General features: G+C 54.9%; 23 protein-coding genes and 2 pseudogenes. 14 read left to right on the top strand and 11 right to left on the bottom strand.

All coding sequences use genetic code 11. From position 1 onward, the window contains the following. Positions 1-161: 161 nt before the first annotated feature. Both potE and NF676_RS12905 read left to right on the top strand, forming a co-directional pair. Entirely contained in the window at positions 162-1,502 is a 1,341-nt protein-coding gene (gene potE, locus NF676_RS12910) for a putrescine-ornithine antiporter (protein WP_252887851.1), read from the top strand. A gap of 49 nt (positions 1,503-1,551) precedes the next feature. Then, positions 1,552-2,457 carry an amino acid ABC transporter substrate-binding protein gene (locus tag NF676_RS12905; protein WP_252887850.1) on the top strand — a complete coding sequence of 302 codons (906 nt, stop codon included), beginning with the start codon at positions 1,552-1,554 and terminating at the stop codon, positions 2,455-2,457. Positions 2,458-2,498: 41 nt separating this feature from the next. Here the strand turns inward: NF676_RS12905 and NF676_RS12900 are convergent, their stop codons facing one another. Next, positions 2,499-3,410, bottom strand: a complete 912-nt coding sequence (locus NF676_RS12900; protein ID WP_095179817.1) for a universal stress protein — start codon at positions 3,408-3,410, stop codon at positions 2,499-2,501. Between the two features lie 224 nt (positions 3,411-3,634). On the opposite strand from NF676_RS12900, the gene NF676_RS12895 reads away from it, so the two are divergent. Beyond that, positions 3,635-4,198 (top strand): GNAT family N-acetyltransferase, encoded by a 564-nt coding sequence (locus tag NF676_RS12895; RefSeq protein ID WP_252883742.1) that lies wholly within the window; start codon positions 3,635-3,637, stop codon positions 4,196-4,198. Between the two features lie 53 nt (positions 4,199-4,251). Here the strand turns inward: NF676_RS12895 and NF676_RS12890 are convergent, their stop codons facing one another. The 4 genes from NF676_RS12890 to NF676_RS12875 form a co-directional block, all read right to left on the bottom strand. After that, complete coding sequence (locus tag NF676_RS12890; RefSeq protein WP_252887849.1) at positions 4,252-5,175, bottom strand: universal stress protein; 924 nt, start codon at positions 5,173-5,175, stop codon at positions 4,252-4,254. Between the two features lie 100 nt (positions 5,176-5,275). Further along, a complete protein-coding gene (locus NF676_RS12885) occupies positions 5,276-6,517 on the bottom strand; it encodes an MgtC/SapB family protein (protein WP_252878071.1) in 1,242 nt (413 codons plus the stop codon). A gap of 47 nt (positions 6,518-6,564) precedes the next feature. Continuing rightward, positions 6,565-6,789 (bottom strand): hypothetical protein, encoded by a 225-nt coding sequence (locus tag NF676_RS12880; protein WP_236168978.1) that lies wholly within the window; start codon positions 6,787-6,789, stop codon positions 6,565-6,567. 34 nt (positions 6,790-6,823) lie between these two features. After that, positions 6,824-7,897 carry an NAD(P)-dependent alcohol dehydrogenase gene (locus tag NF676_RS12875; protein ID WP_252887848.1) on the bottom strand — a complete coding sequence of 358 codons (1,074 nt, stop codon included), beginning with the start codon at positions 7,895-7,897 and terminating at the stop codon, positions 6,824-6,826. Positions 7,898-8,152: 255 nt separating this feature from the next. Between NF676_RS12875 and NF676_RS12870 the strand changes: the two genes are divergently transcribed. Beyond that, a complete protein-coding gene (locus NF676_RS12870) occupies positions 8,153-9,079 on the top strand; it encodes a universal stress protein (RefSeq protein WP_252878069.1) in 927 nt (308 codons plus the stop codon). A 783-nt stretch (positions 9,080-9,862) separates the two neighbouring features. On the opposite strand, the gene NF676_RS12865 is transcribed toward NF676_RS12870, so the two are convergent. After that, positions 9,863-10,228, bottom strand: a complete 366-nt coding sequence (locus NF676_RS12865) for a phage tail protein (protein ID WP_252887847.1) — start codon at positions 10,226-10,228, stop codon at positions 9,863-9,865. Between the two features lie 455 nt (positions 10,229-10,683). Here NF676_RS12865 and NF676_RS12860 point away from each other — a divergent pair, with 455 nt between their 5' ends. The 3 genes from NF676_RS12860 to NF676_RS12850 all read left to right on the top strand — a co-directional run bounded on the left by NF676_RS12860 (position 10,684) and on the right by NF676_RS12850 (position 12,665). Next, positions 10,684-11,406 carry an XRE family transcriptional regulator gene (locus tag NF676_RS12860; protein WP_041478742.1) on the top strand — a complete coding sequence of 241 codons (723 nt, stop codon included), beginning with the start codon at positions 10,684-10,686 and terminating at the stop codon, positions 11,404-11,406. A gap of 16 nt (positions 11,407-11,422) precedes the next feature. Further along, positions 11,423-12,004, top strand: coding sequence for a hypothetical protein (locus tag NF676_RS12855; RefSeq protein ID WP_041478741.1), 582 nt, complete (start codon positions 11,423-11,425; stop codon positions 12,002-12,004). A gap of 463 nt (positions 12,005-12,467) precedes the next feature. Further along, positions 12,468-12,665 (top strand): hypothetical protein, encoded by a 198-nt coding sequence (locus NF676_RS12850; protein WP_252887846.1) that lies wholly within the window; start codon positions 12,468-12,470, stop codon positions 12,663-12,665. Between the two features lie 192 nt (positions 12,666-12,857). Here NF676_RS12850 and NF676_RS12845 read toward each other — a convergent pair whose 3' ends face one another. Further along, entirely contained in the window at positions 12,858-13,208 is a 351-nt protein-coding gene (locus NF676_RS12845) for a hypothetical protein (RefSeq protein ID WP_252887845.1), read from the bottom strand. A 131-nt stretch (positions 13,209-13,339) separates the two neighbouring features. Between NF676_RS12845 and NF676_RS12840 the strand changes: the two genes are divergently transcribed. After that, positions 13,340-13,945: a hypothetical protein gene (locus NF676_RS12840; protein ID WP_252887844.1), complete on the top strand. Its 606-nt coding sequence runs from the start codon at positions 13,340-13,342 to the stop codon at positions 13,943-13,945. 31 nt (positions 13,946-13,976) lie between these two features. Next, positions 13,977-14,123: pseudogene (locus NF676_RS27635) on the top strand (integrase); the annotation flags it as partial. Positions 14,124-14,557: 434 nt separating this feature from the next. Here the strand turns inward: NF676_RS27635 and NF676_RS12835 are convergent. Together NF676_RS12835 and NF676_RS12830 are read right to left on the bottom strand one after the other, a co-directional pair. Beyond that, the gene (locus tag NF676_RS12835; protein ID WP_252887843.1) at positions 14,558-15,319 is read right to left on the bottom strand and encodes a hypothetical protein; all 762 of its coding nucleotides are present in this window, start codon (positions 15,317-15,319) and stop codon (positions 14,558-14,560) included. A gap of 29 nt (positions 15,320-15,348) precedes the next feature. Further along, a complete protein-coding gene (locus tag NF676_RS12830) occupies positions 15,349-15,567 on the bottom strand; it encodes a hypothetical protein (protein ID WP_252887842.1) in 219 nt (72 codons plus the stop codon). Between the two features lie 415 nt (positions 15,568-15,982). On the opposite strand from NF676_RS12830, the gene NF676_RS12825 reads away from it, so the two are divergent. From NF676_RS12825 to NF676_RS12815, 3 genes are all read left to right on the top strand, one after another. Further along, on the top strand, positions 15,983-16,609 hold the full coding sequence (locus NF676_RS12825) for a hypothetical protein (RefSeq protein ID WP_252887841.1): 627 nt from the start codon (positions 15,983-15,985) through the stop codon (positions 16,607-16,609). 74 nt (positions 16,610-16,683) lie between these two features. Further along, positions 16,684-16,917, top strand: a complete 234-nt coding sequence (locus tag NF676_RS12820) for a hypothetical protein (protein WP_252887840.1) — start codon at positions 16,684-16,686, stop codon at positions 16,915-16,917. 161 nt (positions 16,918-17,078) lie between these two features. After that, a complete protein-coding gene (locus tag NF676_RS12815; protein WP_252887839.1) occupies positions 17,079-17,330 on the top strand; it encodes a hypothetical protein in 252 nt (83 codons plus the stop codon). A 231-nt stretch (positions 17,331-17,561) separates the two neighbouring features. On the opposite strand, the pseudogene NF676_RS12805 reads toward NF676_RS12815, so the two are convergent. Continuing rightward, a pseudogene (locus NF676_RS12805) lies at positions 17,562-17,760 on the bottom strand (site-specific integrase); the annotation flags it as partial. Positions 17,761-18,088: 328 nt separating this feature from the next. Continuing rightward, positions 18,089-19,858, bottom strand: a complete 1,770-nt coding sequence (locus NF676_RS12800; RefSeq protein WP_252887838.1) for a hypothetical protein — start codon at positions 19,856-19,858, stop codon at positions 18,089-18,091. A gap of 370 nt (positions 19,859-20,228) precedes the next feature. On the opposite strand from NF676_RS12800, the gene NF676_RS12795 reads away from it, so the two are divergent. Together NF676_RS12795 and NF676_RS12790 are read left to right on the top strand one after the other, a co-directional pair. Continuing rightward, positions 20,229-21,941 (top strand): hypothetical protein, encoded by a 1,713-nt coding sequence (locus NF676_RS12795; protein WP_252887837.1) that lies wholly within the window; start codon positions 20,229-20,231, stop codon positions 21,939-21,941. 529 nt (positions 21,942-22,470) lie between these two features. Beyond that, positions 22,471-22,839, top strand: a complete 369-nt coding sequence (locus NF676_RS12790; RefSeq protein ID WP_252887836.1) for a hypothetical protein — start codon at positions 22,471-22,473, stop codon at positions 22,837-22,839. Positions 22,840-23,183: the final 344 nt, after the last annotated feature.

The following is a 23,183-nucleotide window of genomic DNA, read 5'->3' as shown; positions in this document are numbered from 1 at the left end:
GCAAGCCATATCGAAGCGATGGGCGCGCTGTTTCGATGCACTTGAAATCACCTGTCTTTCTAACCGTTGAACGTCGCTTGAAAAGCTGCGTACTGCCGATGCCGGCAAAACCTTGAGCGTTGGCTGAGCGGTGATGCGTTGCGCAAATCGAGGGAACTGCGATGGCCGACTCAAGCAAGAAAATGAGCCTCATGGGGCTCACCACACTGGTGACGGTGAACATGATGGGCTCAGGCATCATCATGTTGCCGACGAGCATGGCCCAACTCGGGGCTGTTTCATTGCTGTCATGGATAGTCACCGCTGTCGGCTCGATGGCCATCGCATATTGTTTTTCCCAGTGCGGCATCTTCTGCCTGCGCTCTGGCGGGCTATCCGCCTACACCGAAGAGGCGCATGCAAAGTCAGGCTTTTTTCTGTGCTCTTACCTGTACTTCCTGTCGCTGGCCATCGCCAACGTGGCGGTGGCCATTTCGGCAGTGGGCTACATGACGTCGTTCATGCCTTGGCTGGGAAGCGGCGCCATTCCTTTATTCGTTGGAACGGTCGGCCTGCTCTGGCTGACCACCGTGGCGAATTTCGGCGGCCCAGGCATCACCGGCAGGATTGGTGCGGTTACGGTGTGGGGGGTAATCATTCCTGTAGCGGGCTTGAGCATCATCGGTTGGTTCTGGTTCAAACCCGATCTGATCATCGCCGCCTGGAACCCGAATCAACTGCCGATATCCGAGGCCATCAGCAAAGCGATTCCCCTCACGCTCTGGGCGTTTCTCGGAATGGAGTCGGCAGCCCAGGCCTCAGATGCGGTGGAAAACCCCAAGCGCACCGTACCGCTGGCCTGTCTGTTCGGGACATTGGGCGCAGCGGTGATCTATGTGCTCTCGACGACGGTCATTCAGGGCATTATTCCCAACGCCGAACTGGCCAACTCATCTGCTCCTTTCGCGCTCGTTTATGCACACATGTTCAATCCCCTGGTCGGCAACATCATCATGGCGCTCGCGGTAATGGCCTGTGTTGGCTCGCTGCTGGGCTGGCAGTTCACGTTGGCGCAAACGGCCAAGGTGACCGCTGATCAGGGGATGTTTCCAAAACTGTTCTGCAAGGTCAGCGCACGCAACGCCCCCATCGTCGGGATGCTGGTCTGCGGCGTCCTGCAGACCTTGATGGCGCTGTCGACCATTTCGCCGAACGCGAGCGCGCAGTTTGGAAAACTCGTCAGCCTCGCGGCGGTGACCAACCTGATTCCCTACGTGACGGCAGCCACCGGGCTGCTGGTCATGATGTACAAAGCCAGAGTCAGCGCCGCCGTATACACGCGCAATACCCTGCTGTTAGTGGTTGCCGTGGCCTATTCGTTGTATGCGCTGTATGCCTGCGGCAAAGACGCGGTATTCGGCGGCATCCTGGTCCTGGTGTTCGGCTACCTGCTTTACGGTTTCCTCGCCAAACGTTTTGTCGCTGCCCCTGCGCCTGTCGGCCCCCGGCCTGATAACCCTTGATCGAAGTCTTCGGTACAGCACTGCCATCTGAATTCGAGGAACCGCGCGCATGAACGTGAAACTGATCAGAGCCCACCACCTGCTGCTCGTCTGCGTCCTTGCGCTGCTACCGGTAGTGACCCATGGCAATACGCTGGAGCGCATCCGTGCCAGTCAAGCGATCACCCTTGGCTACGTGCCTGACTTCATGCCTTTCAGTGATCAGGCCGCCGATAAAGCCAGCGGCTATGCCATCGATCTCTGCCTGAAAATAGCCGAGAAGGTCAGGATCGATCTGCATCTGCCGACGTTGAAAATCCAGTACCAACCGGTCTCGCTCAACGACGAGATGAGCGCCGTCAGTTCCGGCAAGATCGACATTCTTTGTACGCCGACCCCACCCACGCTGGCGCGGCGCAGGGTCGTAAGCTACTCGGTGCCGATTTACACCGCCGGGCTCTCGGCCGTGGTGCGCCAGGATGCTTCCGAAACCTTGCTCAATGTGCTGAATGGCAAAGTGGCCCATACCTGGCCAACGTGGCGAGCCACGGTGAACCGTGGTCTGGCCAATCAGACGTATGCCGCCATCGCCGGCGGGGTCACCGAAACGTGGATACAACAGCAGATGCGATTGCTGGGTGTAGTAGCCAAGCTGGTCACCGTAGAGAACGCAGAAGCCGGTCTGAATCTGGTTGCCAATGGCAAAGCCGATGCGTTTTTCGCTGAACGCATGCTGCTCAAGCATCTGCTGACCAGAAATTATCCATCGGGCAACCTGGTGCTGCTGGAGCGGATTTTCGAGTACGCACCGACGGCGATGGCAGTGGATCGAGAGGATGAGGATTTCCGTCTGCTGGTCGACACGGCGCTGAGTGAAATGTACCAATCCGGCGAAATTGAACAGGCATTCGACAAACATCTGGGCGGCGCCGGCGATGCGGCCAGGAAGCTGTTCAAGATCTATGCAATACCCTAGCGAGCCAGCGAACAGGCTGGCTCGCTACGCTGCGATCATGCTCAACGCACAGGCTCTTTCGTCACCGCCAGAATGCTCCCCGGCACCGAATACAAGGCGCGCTCGGTGGTGCTGCCGATCACGCGTTCGATGCCCACGCGATGAACCGTGCCCATCACCACCACGTCGGCCAGGTACTGCTCGACGAACTCATTGATGACCTGCACTGGATGGCCCATGACGAAGTGTCGACGCTCAGGTGGCACACCGTGACGATCGGCAAGGGCGACAAAAGCCTGATGCAGTGTCTGACGCAGCTCGTTCGCCAGATCTTCGTTCCAGCCACCGTTGATCATTGGTGCATCGCCGTTGAAAGCGGCGGACAAATCGTAGGCGCAGAGCAGGTGCAACGGCACGTCGCATTGCAACGCCAAAGCGTTCGCCGATCGTATGATGACGTCGTTCAAGCCATTGATTTGGGTATCTGGATCAAACGGATCAACGGCCGCGACGACACGATGCGGCAACGCATAGCGAATCTGATTGACCAGATGCACGGGGATCGGACACTCACGCAGCAGGTGACAATCGAGCGGCGTGATGAACACGCGCTTGAGCGCCGGTTCCAGTCGCACATCCTTGATCAACAGGTCGGGCTTGAGCACATGGACGGTCTTGAGGATGTCCAGCAGCGGATGGCTGGAGAAGACCACATCAACGGTGCCGTCCAGCCCCTGGTTGCTGAGCTGCTCGAGCTCATCGGCCACCCAGCGACGGTAGCGCCGCTGATAGCGCTGAGCATCCACGTCATCGATTTTTTCCTCCCACAGATGGGTGATCGGCACCGGCTCGACGAAGGCCCGCACATCCAGTGCCGCCCCGCTCGCCTTGGCCAGCGCGATGGCACGCAGCATCGCCGCCGATTGATGCAGCGTCTGGTCGGCGACCAGCAACAGACGTTCATATTGGCCCATCACACACCTCCGCTCGGCACCGGCGCGGTGGGCCGGCAGGCTTCAAGACTGCGCCCGCTCGCCCTGGCCGGGCGTTGATTTACATCAAACCCGGGTCAATCAACGAGGCGCATGGCAGCTGTCTGATGTAGATCAGATGTCGCCATGGGCAACCGCGTAGAAGGGAGGCAAGCGGACGGTTTTCCAACCGCCCGCCAGCCTCTCGAACCGGATGGAGAATGACCATGCTCACCGTCAAAGACCACAACGATCAGGCCGTGGCCGCTTACGCGGCGGTTTCCGGTCAATACTGGATTGAGGCGCTCAAGGACGGTCGCCATGTATTGATCCGGCCGCTCACGGAGAAGGATCGCCTGCGCGAATACGACTTCATCAAGCGCCTGTCCCCCGAATCCAGGCACATGCGTTTTCTCGCCCAGATCGGCGAACCCGGCACTGCTCTGCTCGACCAGTTGATGGACACCGATAACAAACAGCGCACCGCCTTCATTGCACTGGTTCACGAGAACGGCAAGTTGATCGAAATCGGCATCAGCCGCTATGCCGGCACAGGCAGACATCAATGCGAGTGCGCGGTGACGGTCGCCGATGAATGGCAGCACTTGGGCTTGGGCACGTTGCTGATGGAACACTTGATCAAGGCAGCCCGCCACAACGGATTTCGCCAGATGTACTCGGTCGATGCCGCCAGTAACGCGGCGATGCGCGATCTGGCCAAAAGCCTGGGCTTCGAAACCCACAATGATCCGGACGACGCACGCCAGGTCATTCATCGTCTTGACCTGTAAATGAATCGCCCCGAGGTGAGTCGGCCAACGATTCACCTCGGGGCGTTCGTGTTTCAGGATTGCAGTGTGGGTTGCGGCTTGATCGCCAGCACACTGCAAGGTGCCCGATGCAGCAGCTGTTCGGCGGTGCTGCCTAACAACTTGCTCAAGCCGTGGTGCTGCACTGTGCCCATGACAATGACGTCGATCTGCTTGTTGATGGCGAACTCGCAGATACTGCGCACCGGCGCGCCCTCGATGAAGTGCCGGCATGAGGCCGGCACGCCGTGGCGCTCGGCCAGGGCCGTAAATGCCTCATGCTGCGCAGTGCCCAGCGTTTCATGGATCCCGGTGGCCAATGGCAGTGCGCCGAACCCCATGTCCGTGGCGTAAGCCGCCGTCCAGTCGTAAACATGCACCACATCAAGACTGGCATCGCACTGCGCGGCCAGTTGGGTGGCGGCATCGATGATTTGATCGTTGAACAGGCAGTCCTGCTCTTCGCTGCGCAAGACATCGACGATGGCCAGCACACGGCGTGGGCGCGGATGAGTGTCGTCGGTCACCAAATGCACCGGCACCGGGCAATCGCGTAACAGTTGCCAGTCCAGCGGGGTGTAGAAAATACGCTCCAGCACGGACTCGTGCTGCACATCCTTGATGATCAATAGCAACGGCATCTCGTTGATGAACTGCAGGATCTCGGCGAAGGGATCCTGAACCCACATCACCTCGCTGGTGACCATGATCTGATGCCTCGCCAGCAATGAAGCCTGCTCTGTGAGCCACTGCCGGTGAGTGCGCAGATAACCATCGCGGGCGAGGCGGATCTGCTCGGGGGCAAACAGCCCTGCCACTGCCAGCGCCTGCAAGTAGTCGAAGGCCACGATGTGCAACGGCAACTGCATGGCCTGGGCCAGCGCAGCCGCGCGCTCGAACGCAGGCGTGTGCTCCATGGCGCAGGGAGCGATCAACAGTAAACGCGGAGTCTGTGACATGGGATACCTCGGCATGCGGCCAGCCAGAACAAACAGTCTTCAGGGTGAATGCTGTGGCCATTGGCAGCTTGATCTTTATCAGCAAGAGCACCGATTGCGCTCAAAACAGCACAGTGCCCGCCCACATGGCCAAGGTCAGCAACAACTGGCCCGGGATCACGCAGGCAGCGAAACGCCTGCCGCCGCTGACCCACGCCACCACGCATTTGCTCACCGAGTTACTGCTGACGGCAATCAGCGCTGGCACGACTATCGAGTCATAAGGCACCTGGCCCGCCTTGGCCAGGCTTGCGATGGACGCTGTGGCAGAGTGCGCATCGGCAAAGCCCGAAAGCATTGCGGTAAGCCACAAGCCTGCCTGACCAAAGTGGCTGAGCATGGCCGAGGAGACGAATGTGATGCCGGTAAGCGTCAATGTCACGATGACCGCGAGTTTCAGATTGAACGCCCCTGCCGTATCGACCGGTTTGCTGCGGCTCCCTCGCGTGGGGTCGGGAAACATCAGGCAGGCGCCGTACAACAACGTAGCGATCAGGCCGAAAAGCAGAGGCGTCCATATACTGTTCAGCAGATTCGGATCAACCATCATGAGGATCAGTCCGACCTGTATCACCGTTGCCAGATTGGAGAAAATCGCGGCCGCGCTGAGGATGCGGATATTGCCCGGCTCATGGGCAAGGCGTTGGCCCATGGTCGCGATCGTCACGGTACTGGAGGCGAAGCCGGATGCAATCGCGCTGATGACGTAGCCATAGCGCGAGCCCAAAGCGCGCACGGCAATGTGGCCGAACGCGCCGACCAGCATCAGCAACACCGTCACGGTACAAATGGTGCGCAGATTGATCGCGGCGTAGGGGCCGATATATCGGTCCGGTGCCAATGGCAGTATTACCAGCGCGGCGATCAGCAAGATCAGGCCATCACGCATTTCCGTGTCGGACAACTGGCTGTTGGCAAAGTGATGCAGCGTCTGGCGATACGCCAAAAGGCCCGCAATCACCACGCCAAGGGCAATGGCCAGCGCCGGCGCAGTTGCGCACAACGCGCCCAGGATCAGCACCGCGATCAACGCCACCTCGCTGGTCAGCCCAGGGTCGTCGCTTTGACTACGCCAGTACGCAACGCTGGTCAGCAACGTGACACAGCCGGCGACAATCCCCAGCAGCAGGCCACCGCCGACCTGTAGCGCGACATACCCCAACAGCGCGGTAATGGCGAACGTGCGCAAACCGGCGCAGTGTCGCGCATCGCCGGTGCCCTTGTGCCGTTCACGCTCAAGACCGATGAGCATGCCGATCCCCAGCGCCGCAGCGGCGCCGGACAGATCAAAAACCTCATTCATGATGGGTAGCGTCCCGCAGGGTTTGCGCACCCTGCTCTGCACTTGGCTTATGGCGAGCATTCAGCACTTGCGCTGATGCGGCGAGCCGTTGCCGGCCTCGCTGGCAACGGCTGGGCAAACGCATTCGGCCACTCATGAGGAGCGTTGATACGGGCCTCAAGCACCTCGACAAATTCCTGCGCAGCCTTAAGGCTCCTGAAGCCCACATCCCAGTCATCCATGTGCACGACCCAGCCATGGGGAGCGTGTTTTTCAGTGATCTTGATGTTCATGGAAACCCTCGCTTCAGCGGCCTGCCAATGGCTTTCAAGGAGTGATTGCGACTTTCATGACCCCGTCGCGTTGATGAGCGAACAACTCATACGCCTGCTCGATGTCGTCCAGTCTGAAACGGTGAGTCACCAGCGGTGACAGATCGACGGCGCCGCTCTGCACCACCGCCATCAGGCGCCGCATGCGCTCCTTGCCGCCGGGGCACAGGGTGGAAACGATGCTGTAATCGCCCAGTCCGGCGGCAAACGCGCCGAGCGGGATGTGCAGATCGCTGGAATACACCCCGAGGCTGGACAAGCGCCCACCCGGGCGCAGCACCCGCAATGCCGACTCGAACGTGCCTTGGGTGCCCAGCGCTTCGATGGACACATCCACGCCACGGCCATCGGTCAACGCCATGATCTGCTCCACCACATTGCCGTCCTTGAAATTGACGGTATGGGTCGCGCCCAGTTGGCGCGCCATGGCCATGCGTTCGGGCACCGCGTCGACACCGATAATCGTGGTGGCGCCCTTCAGGCGCGCTCCGGCCACGGCGCAGAGGCCGATGGGACCCAATGCAAATACTGCGACAGCGTCGCCGATGGCGATCTCGCCCCGCTCCGCCCCCGAGAACCCGGTGGACATGATGTCCGGGCACATCAGGACCTGTTCATCGCTCAACTCATCGGGGATCGGGCACAGGTTGGCCTGTGCATCCGGCACCAATACGTACTCGGCCTGGCAACCGTCGATCGTGTTGCCAAACTTCCAGCCGCCAATGGCCTTGAAGCCGTGCCGGGTGTCGGGGCCGTCCTGCGAGCCGCAGCCACACAGGCACGCGTAACTGTGCCCGCTTGGGGTGATGGCACCGGCGATCACCCGCTGCCCTTCGATAAAACCGCGTACTTGCGAGCCCAATCGCTCAATGATGCCGACCGGTTCGTGCCCGATGGTCAGCCCTTTGGCCACTGGATATTCGCCGCGCAGGATATGTACGTCGGTGCCGCAAATGGTGGTGGTGGTCACGCGGATCAACGCATCCAGCGGCCCGACCTCGGGAATCGGCTTGTCATCGAGCACGATGCGGTTTTTTTCAACGAATATTGCGGCTTTCATGGTGGCCATGATGGCTTTCCCTCCGCCGACAGGTGAGTGCAGAGCAGAGCTTGAGCCGCGGCGACAGGGTCGTAGTTGATAATGGTCAACTATCCGAGGATCAGTGGTCTTGCTCGACCGTACATCCGCTCACGACCACGCGCTGATGTCTGGTTGATAAATATCAACCCCGCCCTGCTGGCTCGCTCCAGGATAAGCGCATGCGCCACTACTCACTCCAGGCATGCAGCGCAATGCTTGGGTGACTACCTCGGGAGTTCTGTCATGTCTGAGCAATCGCGTTTCATGCTGGTCGTGTCGCCGCTGATGAAAAACAGTCCCGCATTCGACCGCGCCGCCGCACTGGCCAAAGCGTCGGATGCCGCACTGCATATTGTCGCGTTTGATTATCTGGAGGGCCTGGCGACCGCAGGAATGGTCAACGAGCAAGCCCTGGAGCAGATGCGTCTGGGCTATGTCGAACGCCATCATCAATGGCTCGAAGACCAGGCCCGGCCGCTGCGCAAGATCGGAGTGACCGTCACCACCGAGGTCGTCTGGGTGGACAATCCTTTGAAGGAGATCCTCATCCATTTGAAGGAACAGCCGATGGCCGCCCTTGTAAAGGCTCTGGAGCACGAATCAGTTCTGTCGCGACTGATGTTCACCCCGCTGGACATCCACCTGTTGCGCGAATGCCCGGTGCCGCTGCATTTTGTCAGCCACGCTCAAAACGCACTGCCACGCCGAATCGTCGCGGCGGTCGACCCCTTCCATCGTGATGGCCAATACCAGGGCCTCAACGACCGGATCCTGCGCGAAGCAGCAAGACTGGCCGGTATCTGCAATGGCAGCCTGGACGTAATTTATGCTCATGACCTGTCATCGATCAGCGCTGCCGAATTCGGCTTCAATAACGCGTCCGCGATCTTTTCTTCCAGCGCAGCCAAGAAACTGTTCGACGCCCAAGGCGAAGCTTTCCAGGCGCTGGCTGCACGCAACAACATTCCGGCAGAAAACCAGCACATGATTGTGGGCGATCCCGCCAAGGTGCTTTCCAGCTATGCCGATGCTTACGACATCGATGTGATCGTAATGGGCCGCGTCACTCATCGAGGAATAGGCAGACTGGTTGGCAGCACGGTCGAGCATCTGTTGTACAAAATGCCCTGTAGCGTATGGGTGGTAGCGCCGGAAACGCTTACTCGCTGATGGATGCAGTCGACGCTGAAGAAAGGAGTCGAACTTCAGGCACCAGACGGCGACGGAATGGCCAGTCAGGAGCGTGGAAAACATTTCCACGGCACAAAAAATAAGGGCTTGCATGACATATGTCATGCAAGCCCTTGATATTTATGGTGCCCGAAGCCGGAATCGAACCGGCACGCCCTTACGAGCGGGGGATTTTAAGTCCCGCGCCAGAATCAAGCGCCTTGATAGGCGCGATTTTGGTGACTCCGTCTAATGGAGGCGTAATTCCCTTCGTTTTCACAATGGTTACTTTGCTTTGCACGATCACCGTCTGGCTGGGATCATATCAAGGCGGATACTTATTCCCAGAAGGGAAAATCAGAAGTATCTTGGCATATGTCGGCGCGCGATCTTTTGCAATATATCTTGTTCACAACCCGTCATTTTGGCTGACCAGAGAAATCTGGTCGCGAATTGAAGGGGTAGGATTCGAGTTCAACTCTCATTACAACATTAGATTTTGCGTAACCGCTATTATCCTAATCGCAGTCTTCGCTGAGCTGAACTACCGGCTTATCGAAACGCCACTCCGGAAGCGAGGCATTGAGAAGTCCAAAAGATATCTAGCTTCCAAAGCCAGCACTCGGGAGCCTGTACTTGCTTAGTCCGTGAACGGTATCCCTTAAGGGGCGGCGGCAAGTATGCCGGCGCTCCGCAGGACCAGCATAAACTTCAGATGATTAATGAACAGCGTTTATTAACGCACCCAAATTCGCTCATTTCGTGTATCGGCATTCGATCCTTTTAGAGCTCATTCGACTCACTCAGCAGCGGCGCAGCAATGATTTCCGGGATGGGCGGTTCGATCGGCCATATCGGCGCCTGACACCAGGTCGGCTGCACAGTGACCTTGCCCAGTGCAAACTTATAGCTCTTCCACGCTTTCAGGTTCAGCGTCAGTGCGGCCTGCTCGGCCTCGTCTTCTGCAGCGGCTTCACCGATCTCAATGCCGAAATTGATCGTATCGATGCGGTCTTGTATTCGCGAGATCTGGGCGATCGCCTGTGCATTTCGTGAGGCGAGCAATGTCTTCGCGGCTGCCAGTTCAGCGGCCTGAATGGCGGCGTCCTTCATGGCCTTGGTGATCAGTTGAGTCCAGTCGATGTTCATGCTTGTTCTCCTGGCTCTGGCAGAGGCATGGGCAAGGGAATTACGCCGTCACGCACATCCTCAAGCGGTGACGGGAATGCCTGATCTGGGCTGTAATAGATCGGGAGCGGAAGGATCAGAGTAAGCTCAAGCTCCCCGTCGACGCGGCTGACATCGCCTGCAAACCATGACGATTTGATCGCGGCACTAGGCAAGGTGTCGCCTTCGCCCACGTTTTACAATTGAAGACTTCACCATTCACGGTTAGAACATCACCAGCACGCACGACCTCAAGACTGGCATCCATTCTGCTAGATGATAGCTTTATGCGCATCAGAACCACCTCCCGATGTGCGTTCTGTTCCATAGCGTCCTCGTTAAACTGGTAATTACAACGCACAGTTACAGATTTTAAATCGAAACTACAATTTATAATTGCAATGCTAGCTACAAGTTCGAGTTGTATTCTCGCTGCCATGACTATTACCTCCTCCCGAATCGCTGCGGCCCGCGAGGCTGCTGGGCTAAATCAGTCCGAGCTGGCGCGAAAGCTCGATGTGAGCCCGCAATCCGTCCAAGCCTGGGAATCCGGGCGAACTGTCCCGAGAAACCCGAAGATCAAAATGCTGAGCGACGTGCTTGGAGTTTCGGTCGCCTATCTGATGGGCGAGGCTGGCCCGCTCGAAAGTCAGAGCCGCACTGCCGACACTTCATTGGGCTCAATCGAAACGTGGGATGACGAGACGCCACCTGGCGACGACGAGGTCTACGTCCCCTTCCTCAAGGAAGTCGAACTGGCGGCGGGCACTGGGCGATTCGCGATAGAAGAAAGCGACAGTGCAAGGCTTCGCTTCTTCAAGAAGGATTTACGCAACAACGGCGTTCAATTCAGCAACGCCAAGTGCGTGACGGTGAGCGGCAACAGCATGATGCCGGTGCTGCGGGATGGCGCCACAGTGGGCGTCAACATGGGCAAAAACTCGCTCGGCGATATCGTCGATGGCGAGATGTATGCGGTGAACCATAAGGGTCAGCTTCGTGTGAAGCAGGTTTACCGGACTCCGACGGGCATCAAGCTTCGCAGCTTCAACCACGACGAACATCCGGACGAGAACTACACCTTCGAGCAAATCCAGGAGCAGCAGATAGCGATTCTTGGACATGTTTTTTGGTGGGCGATGTACTCCCGCGCGAATTGAATTCAGAGGCTTCAACATGGAAGAAGCGGTAAAAGCCTGCCCCTATTGCGCAGAAACGATCAAAGCCGAGGCCATCAAGTGTAAGCACTGCGGTGCTGATGTTCCTTCGCAGGCAGTGGAGGGTGGTGTTTGCCACTCGCGGCCCGACGAGAAACCTCTTCTGAAAATTTTAGGCACTCACTGGACAGTGATTCTGTGTGCCTTCCTGGTTTGCGTGACCCTTTGTGCATTCGTCTACCGCGAGACCTCCGCTAGCTCAGCGGTTCCTGTTCAGCAAAAATCTGTCGCCTATAAGCTGAAGGCGAAAGATCTAATTCATCTCGACATAGAGGCTTTCGGCTGCATCACTCCTGACGATTTTGATCGAGCGTATTCCAGCTACACACATGGCGATTATGCGTTGAGCGCTGTTATGGTCACGCGCGGATTATGCTTTGAGCAGATGGATATCAGCCAAAATACCTCGTGGACGGTTGTACAAATGCGCGATGACCGAATGGAGATCGAACTGAAGAACGGGGCCGAGTATTCGAAAGCGCCCGGCCTAAGCCGATCTACTTACTGGACACATACCCGATGGGCCTCTCGCGCAAAATAATCTAGTGCCCTACAAAGCCCGCCAAGCGCGGGCTTTTTTACGCCTGCAGGAAATCCTTCCATGCATAAATGCAAAACCAATTACAACTCACGCCTGCATATTACAATTTTTGTTGTAGCTTGCCTCAACGCCAAAGCAATCCGGCGCCAGGGTCGACAGACCCGCCGCTCTTTAAAAACCCGCGCCATGAACCACCACCCGGCCAGTCCGGTTAGGTCACTCCCGGCTCCATCGGTGGGAGGTCAGTAAACCGATGAACAAAACGGCACTTGCCTCTACCGGCGACCGGCGACCGGCGATCCGACAGGCCCGAAAGCCTGCCCACGCGCAGCCCACTGCGACGGCGGACGAGGTGTTGACCGAACTGAGTGAATGACCTGGTGAGCGGGTGCGGAGAAACACGGAATTTTTCAGTGATGCACCTGGTGACGGGGGCATTGGGAAAACAACCGAGGGCAAGACAATGAACAAAATCATCCACATCACCCTGCGCGGAGAGCAGCAGGACTTCGCCGACGCCGACTTGAACGCCTGCATCCGAGAGGCGAACAGGCTCAACGCTGAACGTGGACTCACCAGCGGCGTGCGCGTAGTTGAGTGCGAAGACGGCCATCGAATGACGGCGGCTGATTGCAAGGCTGCTGCCCGATCCTCTCTATGAGAGCGCATCGGGGTGTGATCTGAGGCTAAGTCTGGGGCAGCGGATGTGCCAACCGGTCGCCTTCAGGGCTACCCCTTCCGCCGAATGCCGGTTGAGCCCCGGCCAGATCACACCCCGATGCGGAAAGACAGCGGCCTGTAACCGCCGACATGCATCAGGCATCGCTCTCAGCAAAGTAAGAAAGCGAGGCAATTACTTAGCAGTAATCAATCCACCGCAGAGGCTTTCCAGCAAATCCTGGCCGCCTTTGGAATTGAAAAATTCAGTCGACTGCTTCACTTCCATTTCGTACCGAGGATTTGTAGCAACATCACGGATGTGTTGCGCCATCTCGTCAGTCATGCCCTCTTTCTGCTCCGTCAGGAATTTTTCTAGAGTGATACCTGCTTCTGGATGTTTCTTTGCGCACGCCTGGGTGGATGCGACAGCCATAACCGCAGTGTTGTGGTCTGCGACAACGTCGGTGGTAGCCGAAGCTGGGACAGCATAAGCGAGGGCAATCACCGCGATGGCTGTCGCGCTGCGAACTTTACTCAGAAACATTCAGATCTCCAGATCTCAATTATTTGGCATTGATGCCAAGACGTATCGGCCAAGCTCGCTGGTTCCTTTAGCGATTTAGTCATCCTCCCCCGACACCACCCGAATGCACTCCCCTCGGCGTCGAGGCCAAGATGCAGTTGAACGCCAAAGTTGCCGGCCAGATCCTGCCCTGTCGCGGCGACGACCTTTACGGGCGCGCCGGCCCAGATTATCGGCTGGTGATCGTGAGCAAAATCACCGATGCCAGCAAAGGCATCGTGAAGATGCTGGAACACCTCGGCGTCAGAGTGATGGTGCCGAGACAGAGCTGGACCCGACAAGGCAACTGCCTGACCTTCAGCCTCTACCATTCTCTGCTGGAGGTAAGCGGGCACAAGCCTTTCTACGACTGGTACATGTTCGACTGGAACCCGCCTGAGCGCTGCCAGGTGCCGGCTGGCGTGCCATCCCCTGTGCGCCTGACACCGTGGAAAGAGTCAGCGTTGAAGGTGCTGGCCCAGCTCCGGCGCCAAGGCTTCATCACCGCCAAACAGATCGCCAGCCACGGCATCGGCGTCAGCGCGTGGACGCAGGCACCGGGAAGCAAACCGGCATGGCCGGCAGAGGGCGCCGTGCGCGGTACCTGGATCGAAACTGAACATCTGCCGGCCTTCGACAAGCAGCCCCCGGACGTGTACGCCTTGACCGTCCAAACCCTGGCCGCAACAGCGCCAGCAGAATTGGAGCTGTCGCCATGATCACCAAGTGCGCAATCGGCTGCACCCTCTTCTTCTGGCTTCCATTGGTACTGACCATAAGGCTGAATCCAGTGGCGATATCTTGCAAGCCAGAGATCAACTTGGGCATACGACGGTGGTTATGACCGAGCAGTACATCCGCAATCGAAAAGGCAAAAAGGTCATGCCTACCAAGTGAATTGCGGACCAAGTTCAAAATAGCGGACCAGAAACAAACAAGGGTTTGCATCAGCTTTCGCCCGCAAACCCTTGATTTAAGATGGTGCCCGAAGCCGGAATCGAACCGGCACGCCCTTACGAGCGGGGGATTTTAAGTCCACAATTTTTTACCTTTAATTCAATAGCTTACGATCAGTTTTTTTCCGCATCACAGAAATTTTCTCTCCGTTCAAAGACAGCAAAACCAGCACCCTAAAAATAAATTGCGGAAAGAAATTGGGCTGCAGGGTCACGCATTTTAAGACAACTCAGATGCACGTCAGTAGCCAGACAGCAAAGGAATGACAGACCAGCATCGGGGTGACTGGTTGCCGTGGCCGCAACAAAGGCCCCCACGCCTGGTCCAGGTGTGGGGGCCGAGTGAACATAAGCTGAAATTCAACGTACCCGTCGTCAAGGCAGCGTTGACCAATCACTGGACTGGAAGTTGGTGCCTGTAGCCTTCTGAAAGCTAGCCTCATAATCGCGAATTGAATTGAATAACTCGTGATCACCGAATGCCATCGCTGAGAAGCCGCAGGCCATGAGGCCACGATACATATAATTCCAAAAGTCAGCACGATGCTCAGCTTGCCTCGTAGTCCCGTGCATGCCTCGCATAAAAAATCCGCGCGATGCTCCCCCATACATATCCATGATCTGGGGTGAAGCTGCGTGGATGTAACCCGAATAAGCTTTACTGAGCGTTCTGACAGTCTCCAAGTGCTTGCTGCAACCTTTTGGGCCACTCACGCACCGATCCACATACGCACGAATTTTTTTCCGGGGGACCATTCCCCTGTCTGTCGATGAAACAGACTCTGCGTCGGGATCAAATTCTTCTTGAAAGAAATTCTCCAGGTATTGCTCATGTATGGGAATAGACTCTCCGTTTATTACGGAGAGAGCCAAGAACGAAATGTCTTCGGTGATCTCATCGAGAATACGTTGTAGAGAAGCCTGTTCTTGAACAAACCCCGCGTCCAACAGCAACCTTGCGGCGTGGAGACTACTCACCAGCCGCGCAAGCTTCTGTACCAACGCCTGATGTACTGTTTTCTCTACATGGCGATAGACGAAGGACTTTTTAAAAGGTACAGATCTGGGCGCAGGAACTCGCAAGGAAAGCACATTGACGATGCGCTCCATGTAATTCAACGCTTGTTCGTAATGCATGCTTTCTGTCATAGGAAATGGAATCCCATCTAGAGTTGTCGAAGTCGCAGAATCGCGTCTGTAATCGCTTTCGCGTTTTCATCCAGTGTTTCCATGGCCCCGACCGCGTTCTCTGCAACTGTCCCTACGCCATTCTCCGAAAGCCACTTGGTGACCTCCTCTATCGCCGCCCCAAGCGCATGCTGGTTGTGCAGTAGTAACGTGAGTGCATCCGCAGTGGCAATGTTGGAATCTGAGTTATCTGGCATAGCAGCCTTCCTTGGAGTTCGGTTCGCAGAAGCCTAGTTCACCGGATCGCTGGCGAAGATTAGTCACCCGACATTTTTCGCACCAAAATGGCGACTCAGTCCCATCTCAGTCCCATATGGCCTTTTTTTCAGACGCCGAAAACCACACCCCCCCGACTTTCTCTAGGAGAATCAAGGATTTGTGATTTTTGGCGTCCCAAAAACAGCCCCATGGGACCGCCATGGGACTGGCGCTCCATTATGATCCGAAAAGCTGGAGTGAGGAGATGAGTAACCCAGATGTCTCGATCTACGCCCGTTGACGCTTAGAATCCGAAGCGAAGCGTCATTTCCGGCCAGATCTCCTATTCCGCACGTCAGTAGTTACTGCGTCTAATATCAGCATCTATTTCGCTACGTTCATGGAGGGGCAGTCATGGATTCGGGGAACGTTTCAGCAATTATTTCAGCAGTAGCAGGCATAAGCGGCGTGTTGCTTGGCAACCTATTCGTGCTGGTGAAAGAGTGGTGGGTCAAGCGGGGCACGGTTGGCCAAAATACGACGTACCTCGGGATTATTGTCGTTTCGCATTTGGACCGGTTTACAACGCAGTGCTTCGACGTTTGCATAGATGATGGTACCTATCATGGCCAGCCAGCGGGTCAAGATGGTCAGTATGAAACTACCACGGTGGCTCCTGTATTTAATCCATTGGAGCTTGATGTCGACTGGAAGCTGTTACCCAAGGAGTTGATGTACTCGATTCTTCGAATTCCCGATAAGCAAGACCAGCTCCATGGAAAGCTTCGAGGAATCCAGGAGTTCAATTATGACCCGCCAGATCATGCAGATTTTTTTTGGACAAGACGACGGGGGTATGCAGTCCTCGGATTAGAAGCGTCAGAACTAATAAAGAAACTGCGTATGCATGCAGGACTTCCTACTGATGTGCCTCTACCAGGTGAGTGGAATAGGGATCAAAACCTGAAGGATGTCATAGCTGATCTTGATAGGCTGGAAAGAGAAAGCCTTAGCAGGAACGCAACTGTGCATGAGCTTTAACAGCGTGTGAAAGGAACCCCCACCCCAGCGGCCGCTGTGCTTACAATGAGCCACCATCACAAGGAGTGTTACTTATGAGTGAGCAATACGACCCTCAAGGCCAATATGACCTGTATGACCCGGAAGGCATCAAGTTAGGGGAGATTCGCCAAGGCCGCTATTTCGAGGGCGATTGGGAGGCGGGAGCAATCGAAGGCGACGTATTCCATTATAACGGTGAGGCGGCTGGCAGGCTGGACGGCCTGACCCTGACGCGCAATGATCCGCCGGGCAAGCTGACCCAGTGCCAGTTGGTGCGCAAGGCGTAAGCTTTACGAATAACGCCGCTTATGTTCAAAAGGCCCCCACACCTGAGGCAGGTGTGGGGGCCTTTTGTTTACCGGCGGAAACCACAACCTCCTAGACCGGTATGCCGATGCCCCCTACAGTGGTTTTAAGCACTAAAACCCATTCAGAAAGGAATCGACCCATGGGCACCCCCACGACTACGCAATTGAAAGGTATCAATCTTCCTACGCAGGCTCGCCAATGCGTGGAGAAGCATTTGGGTTGTATTGAGCGCGCTGAGGACGACGCCACTGTGCGCGTCTTGCTCGACCGAGCGGAAAGTTTGATCGAAGGGCTGGAGGCATCCGGGGCATTCAACGACAGTACGATCGAGGCGCTGTATGTACACTTCGATCGGGTCGCGGTAGCGCGTATGGTGGTGCTGAAAGGATAATCGGCGAGGCTATCCAGTCAGAGACGCTGAAAGCCCTGGTCAGCCAACACTCCGTTCGGGATGCAATAGTGGGCCGCGTTGCCAGCGACGACGGAAAATGGACCCTGTCTATCCGCCTGGGCGGTCCCACCACGTGCCTAATACCGGTGCGTTCGAGGCGTGAGCCGTTGCGCACTTGGTCAAGCCTGACGGCCGTGGGCCGCTTTGCCGAGGCCATGGGGCTTTCGGGTTTCAGTGTAGAACTGTGACCGGCGAAAGCTTTAGAGCCAGCTGTAGCATTCCCACCACGACTGGCCCATCCTCATTGATCCACGTTCCATAATGCTGACGGATCATGTTGCCGTTGGTATGCCCCATCTGTTCAGCGATCCAAATCGATTGAGGCGATGCCCCTCGTCAGTAATTGGCTGGCGTAGGTGTACCGGCATCGGAGAAGCTATCGAGAAGGCAGCTTCGGGTCGTTCGCGGACTTTAATCAGCGTCTGCATTTTCCCGTAAGCGAACAGTCAGGATCGGCAGCTAACGGCCAGAAGCGGACGATCATAAACTCGCAGCTGGTGGAGCATGTTAGGGAGCTGGAGGGGCAGTAGGCTCAGAATCAAGGCAATGGGAAAGTGGGGAAGCTAAATCAGGTCGCTTCATGACCTTTGGCCTTGATGTGCTGCGCTACGCCGCTGCGTTAAACCGGCGAGCGGCTTAGCGGACGAGTGCCGGGCGAGCTGATATGGGAAAATATTCGTCCCATGATCGCTTAACTACTACTCGTCTAGACTGGACGGCTCGCCAAACAAGAATTTTCCGGTATACCAAATCGACCGCCCAACGTTGTGAATTAGCTGCTCCCCTTGCCGTAAGGGCGAGTTATCTTCATTGATGCCCGCGAGCTTGATCGCATCTATAACCTTCGAACCAGTAGGGTGCGCATCTCCCAATCGCATATCATAAGCACCGGCAATTTCAGCAAACACCTGCTGGGCTCCATCGATTCCAATACTCTGGGCCAGGATACTTTGTAGCAATTTATTCGAGCCAAGCTTATCTTTATCCGCGTGTGTAGAAAGCTTACGTAGTTCGCGCACGTTGAGTCTGTCCGAGAATACTCGAATAATGTCTTTGGCCAATCTGAGTAGGGTTGGTCTATCCTTGCTCGCAAATCTAGATATTTGCTGTCCTGCCTCAGCGTCATCAATGTCATGGGTGAATAAGGATATGTTGTATTTTTCCCGAAACCCATCTTCTAGAAGCCTCATACTTCCAAAGAATAGTTCTTCTACCGCATTTGTAGATGCTGGTTTTGCCTTCACCTGCGATTCTAGCAACTCACTTGAAACTTTCCCTTCTGGAGCAGTGTTATGTGCTGCCCAAACATGCTGTTCCCAGGAGGCCAAGCGTGCGACGTCATAGGCGTAGACAGTAATCAGGTCAGAGCTATTGATCCCGAAGTGAGTTTTATACCCTGATGTGGACTGAATTGCCCCAGTTTCGGCAGTGTACCAAGTCAACTTAAAGGCGCGATTATTCAGAAGCTCAGTGACAACGCTCGGCCGAAACCATAACCAACGACCGATGTCCTCGTTCCTGAGTGCCCGTGACGGCATTCGAGTTCCATCAGTTTCCACGATGAATTGAGGGAGGTTCTGATCAATATCTCCGCGAACGCGCTGGCTTTTTGATTGGTGGTCGACCCACTCCTCCCGCCAAAATTTACTCTCGACCCGAACACCTGCATAGCCTCCACGTTTACCATTGGAGCTTTCATGGTCTGTGTTGGTATCATTTTCAAGCCCCATCACCGGAGCGTCTTCATCCTCATCGACATCCGTCCTCCAAGCACGAAACATCGCCCAACTTCCCCCGAACACGTCATTGAGATCCCTAACGATTAGCTCGAACCTGCCTTCATCTCTTTCCTCGCTCCGTGTTTGAAAATTTGAATAAGGGCTATTCTGCAATGCGGCGACATTTTCCACCCTCTGTCGATAATACGACAGGCGGAGCGACAAATTTCTCGCTGCTAAATAATCAATTAGAAACTCCCTTTTTATTTCAATAAGACAATATTCGCCGTTCGCGTCGAAGGTTTCGCGAGCTACTACTACGAAGTTTTCTTCAGGTCTAACCCAGTTATCACCTTCTTTGATGAGGCGAAGCGCAACGATGAGATCCGGGCTCAATATCCATTTGTTGCCACCTATGACGGGTTGGGGCTGCACGTAAACCAGGTTAAAACCTATTGGCTCTTTGTCATTGTACTGATATTGATCGATTGAGGAATAATATCCATCTTCGTACGCATACGGGGCAACGGTGTGCCCTATTCCTATGTTGCTCCAACCAAGACGTTCTTCCACGAGGGCTCGATGTTCTGGTGGGAATGCAACAGAGCCACAACCGAAATACTCACTGACATGATCTACCTCTTTCACTTCACCTTTCTTGTCTTCTACAGAGGCTCTCAAAGGAACCCATGTCGCGTTATAAAATGCTCTGCGAGTTTCCTTGGTTTGGAGAATCCACTCTTCATTCATGGTTGAACTTCCGTTTTTCAAGATGGCGTTTGGCAATAAAGGAGTCGTCCTGTTTAGCATGTTGGCTCGCTACTGGTTTGCATCTGTGCGCATGCTACGCAGGATGCCAGAGCTTAAGGTAGAGTAGCACCGCGACTAGCCGTCGTGGAGCTAACGGCTGTATAAATCTGGTGGTGCTCCAACGGGGTAGGAGCTGCGTTCAACGGTACGCCGCTTTTGGCTGATTGCTGCTTCTCATGAAGTGCTGCAATCGACCAGATCGACTCATTAACAGGCCCGCCGCAAATGAGTAGCATCTAGCTGTCAAAGATGTTATATCGTCGAACAATCGTTCCTGTTTAAATAGCCTAAATGTTATTTGAGAAGAATTATGAATAGTTTTGACGACGACTCCTATACTGCACAGCGACTTCTGGATGCATGGAAGGCAATGAGAGAGGGGAAACTGAAGTTTCCGCCAGCGCTACAATCCCATGCAGATGAGCTATTAGCTGCACCACTGACGGCTATTGGATTGGTAGATACCAAAGGTATGTCCAGACAAACTGTACTCATGGCGACGAGCGCTGGTGAAGCGCTGTCGATACAGGGAGAAGAACAATCGAAGGAGAAAACCGATCAGCTATCAACTGCCATGAGTGAAACTCAAATTGAGTTATTTGTACATTTCAGCGCGCTATTTTCTGCATTGACAGGTCGTGCGGTCGATCTCGTGAGAAGCGTGGAGGAGATCAAACAACGGATAATGCGTCGTATTGAACTTCAGCCAGACGTGTTCGCCAATTCTGTAAATCAAGCAACAGATGAGTTAGGTGAATTTTATAATCGCCACTCGATAAATATTTACCAACGGGCAAAAAATCTAGGTGGTATGAGATTGGTTACTGGCGGCCAACGGCATTTTGGTCCATCCGCACTCAATGCTGTTCGCATAACTGGCCTTTACGCAGACACACAACTAATTCCAGACCCTATATATCCATTCATAAGCTCAGAACTAAACTTAAACGCTGCGCCTTTGCAACTTGCCATTGAGCTTTTTAATATACTGCAGCTGCGTCCATTAGTGGATGCACAGCTTCCCGTGCCAGCGGTTTTTATTTTCCCCAGCTTTGAGCAGCCATTGGAAGAGAATGATGCACATACCAAGTTGGGGCTTCAACAATTGGCGATTCGTCTGATCTCCCCGATTTGCGACGGAGAGATCCAATCACTGGAGGAGCTCTTCGATTATTCAAGTACACAAGAATCTGCATTTCTTGATGCGCTGATGCCGTCAGGCTTATTCGTCCCGCCAGGAGGGGAGCCCGGCATTCAACTTAGTGCAATCGAAGCGGCGAGCCAGTATCTCAAAGCGCTTGAGGGGAAACGCTCGTCCCGTTATTTAGATCAAATGAAACGCATGCCCACCGGCCCACTGCTTCTCAATGGCGTGTTGGAAAGATTACGACCTCAGTACCATTTGTTTGAAAACTCAAACGAACTCGGGGCGCAAGCACTTCTTTCGCAGCCTGTTCACTGGCACTATTTTGAGAAAATCGCCCAAGCAAATGCAAGAGATCTCCGCTCACAGAGTGTGATCTCTGATCAGGCACTTCAGACGCTCCATGCAGTCCAGGATGACAGCCTATCCTGGCTGGCTAATATCCCAGTAACAACTCTTGTCCAGCTAATCTCGAATAACGAACACCGGTGGCTCCGGGAAGAACTCAATAAATACACAAGCCAACTGGCGTCCACAGGCCCCATTGATACGAATGAGATGATCAGAGAGGTCAGCCACGGCCTCGCTTCGCTTGTACAACGACAACAAAAGAGTCTTAAGGATATTGAGTTAAAATACGCACCGAAGAAAGCAGCTGTCCTTACAGGTGGCGTCATAGGCGCGGGCTTGGTAGCATCGGCAGTCATGCTTCCCTTGCTCTCCCCTCTCCTTGCAGTAGGTGTTCCTACAGTTGCGCTAGCAGGCGCTGCTAGCGGTGCACTCATTGGTTTGGGAAAGGAAAAAATAGGTGAAGTCGTTGAAAAGCGCTACGCGGGTAAGTCCATGCTAGGCGTGCTCGCTACAACCAGACCCAATTAATATCCCGATGCTTGGTATATGTAACTAACAGTACGTCCGCTATTGTATCTAATTGTTTGATTAGATGCAAAGTGGGCAGATTGACCCGGTACAGGCCCCAATACTGCTCCCTTCAGCCTTAGAGTGTCGAGAGCTTAAGCTTCGGCGGGTATACTCCCCATTTAGCTATTCGCGAGGATCGTTTCTGTCAAATCTTTATCGGCGTTCTGAAATTAAGTTCTGATGACCTCAACCTTCTTCATTATCGTTCATCACCTTTAAGGCCCTCATTAGGCGACATTGGTCAGCATCCAAGAATTCTATTTTACTTGATCAGGCTAATTGCCAACAACTCGGCTACAATTTACCAATTCCACTCGGTCACGAAATCGAAAGACTGGGTCGTAAACGGACGTGGTCGAGCGTCCGCTTTTGGCCGAAAGCGGTGGCCTGGTACGGCAGGTTTCGGCTAGAAGCGCACTCGACAGTTAGCCGCTGATGTCTCTACGCTGATCGATCTGGTGAAAGCACACCACTAAAAGGAGCAGTCATGTTGGTAGTTGCCATTGATCGAGATAGCGTTCATGCGGGAGATGATCTGGAAAGTCATGCAATATCGATCTCACTCGATCAATCAGCAACACTGCGCATCTTGATCGAAGTGATACAAGATATGGACTACCTACCTCGTATCAGTGGAGGCAAGGCCACTTGGGTTGTTTATTCATCTGGCGAACCATTAGGTGTTTTAGCCCAGCAATGGCCAGATCCTAAATGGGTCGTGCGCCCCGAGAGCATCGTGGATCAATATTTCAGAAATATTGAGCCTCGCCTACTTTTCAGATATTGGTGTGAGGCAGATCCAGATGAGGTCTTTTCGGATGCCCTGGCCGGAAATGAACTGCCATCACGATTTTAGGATGGGCAGGAGGCATTGCTTTAGATCAATGCGGTTCAGATTACTGCTGTGGGTCGATAGCTGCCTCCCGTGAACGACTGCTTTTGGCCGTTAGCGGCCGTTCTGAGGAACATTGCAGGAAATCAAAGCGGAACACTACGGCTCATAACTCATTGAAATTAGTCGAATTATTAAAGGTCTTGAAAACCGTCGACTGTAACAGGTCCATGAGTTCGAATCCCATCGCCTCCGCCATCTTATGTACGACAAAGCCCTGATTATGCAGGGCTTTGTCGTTTCTGGCATTCAGGAAATTGGCTCCTCTGTCTACGGATCGTTTCCGCATCTTTTCGGGCATTTCCGCA

It is taken from the genome of Pseudomonas siliginis (assembly GCF_024072275.1).
Classification (GTDB): Bacteria; Pseudomonadota; Gammaproteobacteria; order Pseudomonadales; family Pseudomonadaceae; genus Aquipseudomonas; species Aquipseudomonas siliginis.
Note: the sequence above shows the minus strand (reverse complement) of the source record. Positions and strands in the feature narration are given on the sequence as shown.

Excerpts from the sequence above, each read along its gene's own strand:
- NF676_RS12830 (WP_252887842.1), bottom strand. The coding sequence starts at position 15,567 with ATGCCAGATAACTCAGATTCCAACATTGCCACTGCGGATGCACTCACG.
- NF676_RS12820 (WP_252887840.1), top strand. The coding sequence starts at position 16,684 with ATGAGTGAGCAATACGACCCTCAAGGCCAATATGACCTGTATGACCCG.
- NF676_RS12885 (WP_252878071.1), bottom strand. The coding sequence starts at position 6,517 with ATGAATGAGGTTTTTGATCTGTCCGGCGCCGCTGCGGCGCTGGGGATC.
- NF676_RS12870 (WP_252878069.1), top strand. The coding sequence starts at position 8,153 with ATGTCTGAGCAATCGCGTTTCATGCTGGTCGTGTCGCCGCTGATGAAA.
- NF676_RS12815 (WP_252887839.1), top strand. The coding sequence starts at position 17,079 with ATGGGCACCCCCACGACTACGCAATTGAAAGGTATCAATCTTCCTACG.
- NF676_RS12905 (WP_252887850.1), top strand. The coding sequence starts at position 1,552 with ATGAACGTGAAACTGATCAGAGCCCACCACCTGCTGCTCGTCTGCGTC.
- NF676_RS12790 (WP_252887836.1), top strand. The coding sequence starts at position 22,471 with ATGTTGGTAGTTGCCATTGATCGAGATAGCGTTCATGCGGGAGATGAT.
- NF676_RS12835 (WP_252887843.1), bottom strand. The coding sequence starts at position 15,319 with ATGCATTACGAACAAGCGTTGAATTACATGGAGCGCATCGTCAATGTG.
- NF676_RS12840 (WP_252887844.1), top strand. The coding sequence starts at position 13,340 with ATGCAGTTGAACGCCAAAGTTGCCGGCCAGATCCTGCCCTGTCGCGGC.
- NF676_RS12900 (WP_095179817.1), bottom strand. The coding sequence starts at position 3,410 with ATGGGCCAATATGAACGTCTGTTGCTGGTCGCCGACCAGACGCTGCAT.
- NF676_RS12800 (WP_252887838.1), bottom strand. The coding sequence starts at position 19,858 with ATGAATGAAGAGTGGATTCTCCAAACCAAGGAAACTCGCAGAGCATTT.
- NF676_RS12875 (WP_252887848.1), bottom strand. The coding sequence starts at position 7,897 with ATGGCCACCATGAAAGCCGCAATATTCGTTGAAAAAAACCGCATCGTG.
- NF676_RS12890 (WP_252887849.1), bottom strand. The coding sequence starts at position 5,175 with ATGTCACAGACTCCGCGTTTACTGTTGATCGCTCCCTGCGCCATGGAG.
- NF676_RS12855 (WP_041478741.1), top strand. The coding sequence starts at position 11,423 with ATGGAAGAAGCGGTAAAAGCCTGCCCCTATTGCGCAGAAACGATCAAA.
- NF676_RS12880 (WP_236168978.1), bottom strand. The coding sequence starts at position 6,789 with ATGAACATCAAGATCACTGAAAAACACGCTCCCCATGGCTGGGTCGTG.
- NF676_RS12860 (WP_041478742.1), top strand. The coding sequence starts at position 10,684 with ATGACTATTACCTCCTCCCGAATCGCTGCGGCCCGCGAGGCTGCTGGG.
- NF676_RS12825 (WP_252887841.1), top strand. The coding sequence starts at position 15,983 with ATGGATTCGGGGAACGTTTCAGCAATTATTTCAGCAGTAGCAGGCATA.
- NF676_RS12865 (WP_252887847.1), bottom strand. The coding sequence starts at position 10,228 with ATGAACATCGACTGGACTCAACTGATCACCAAGGCCATGAAGGACGCC.
- NF676_RS12795 (WP_252887837.1), top strand. The coding sequence starts at position 20,229 with ATGAATAGTTTTGACGACGACTCCTATACTGCACAGCGACTTCTGGAT.
- potE (WP_252887851.1), top strand. The coding sequence starts at position 162 with ATGGCCGACTCAAGCAAGAAAATGAGCCTCATGGGGCTCACCACACTG.
- NF676_RS12895 (WP_252883742.1), top strand. The coding sequence starts at position 3,635 with ATGCTCACCGTCAAAGACCACAACGATCAGGCCGTGGCCGCTTACGCG.
- NF676_RS12845 (WP_252887845.1), bottom strand. The coding sequence starts at position 13,208 with ATGTTTCTGAGTAAAGTTCGCAGCGCGACAGCCATCGCGGTGATTGCC.
- NF676_RS12850 (WP_252887846.1), top strand. The coding sequence starts at position 12,468 with ATGAACAAAATCATCCACATCACCCTGCGCGGAGAGCAGCAGGACTTC.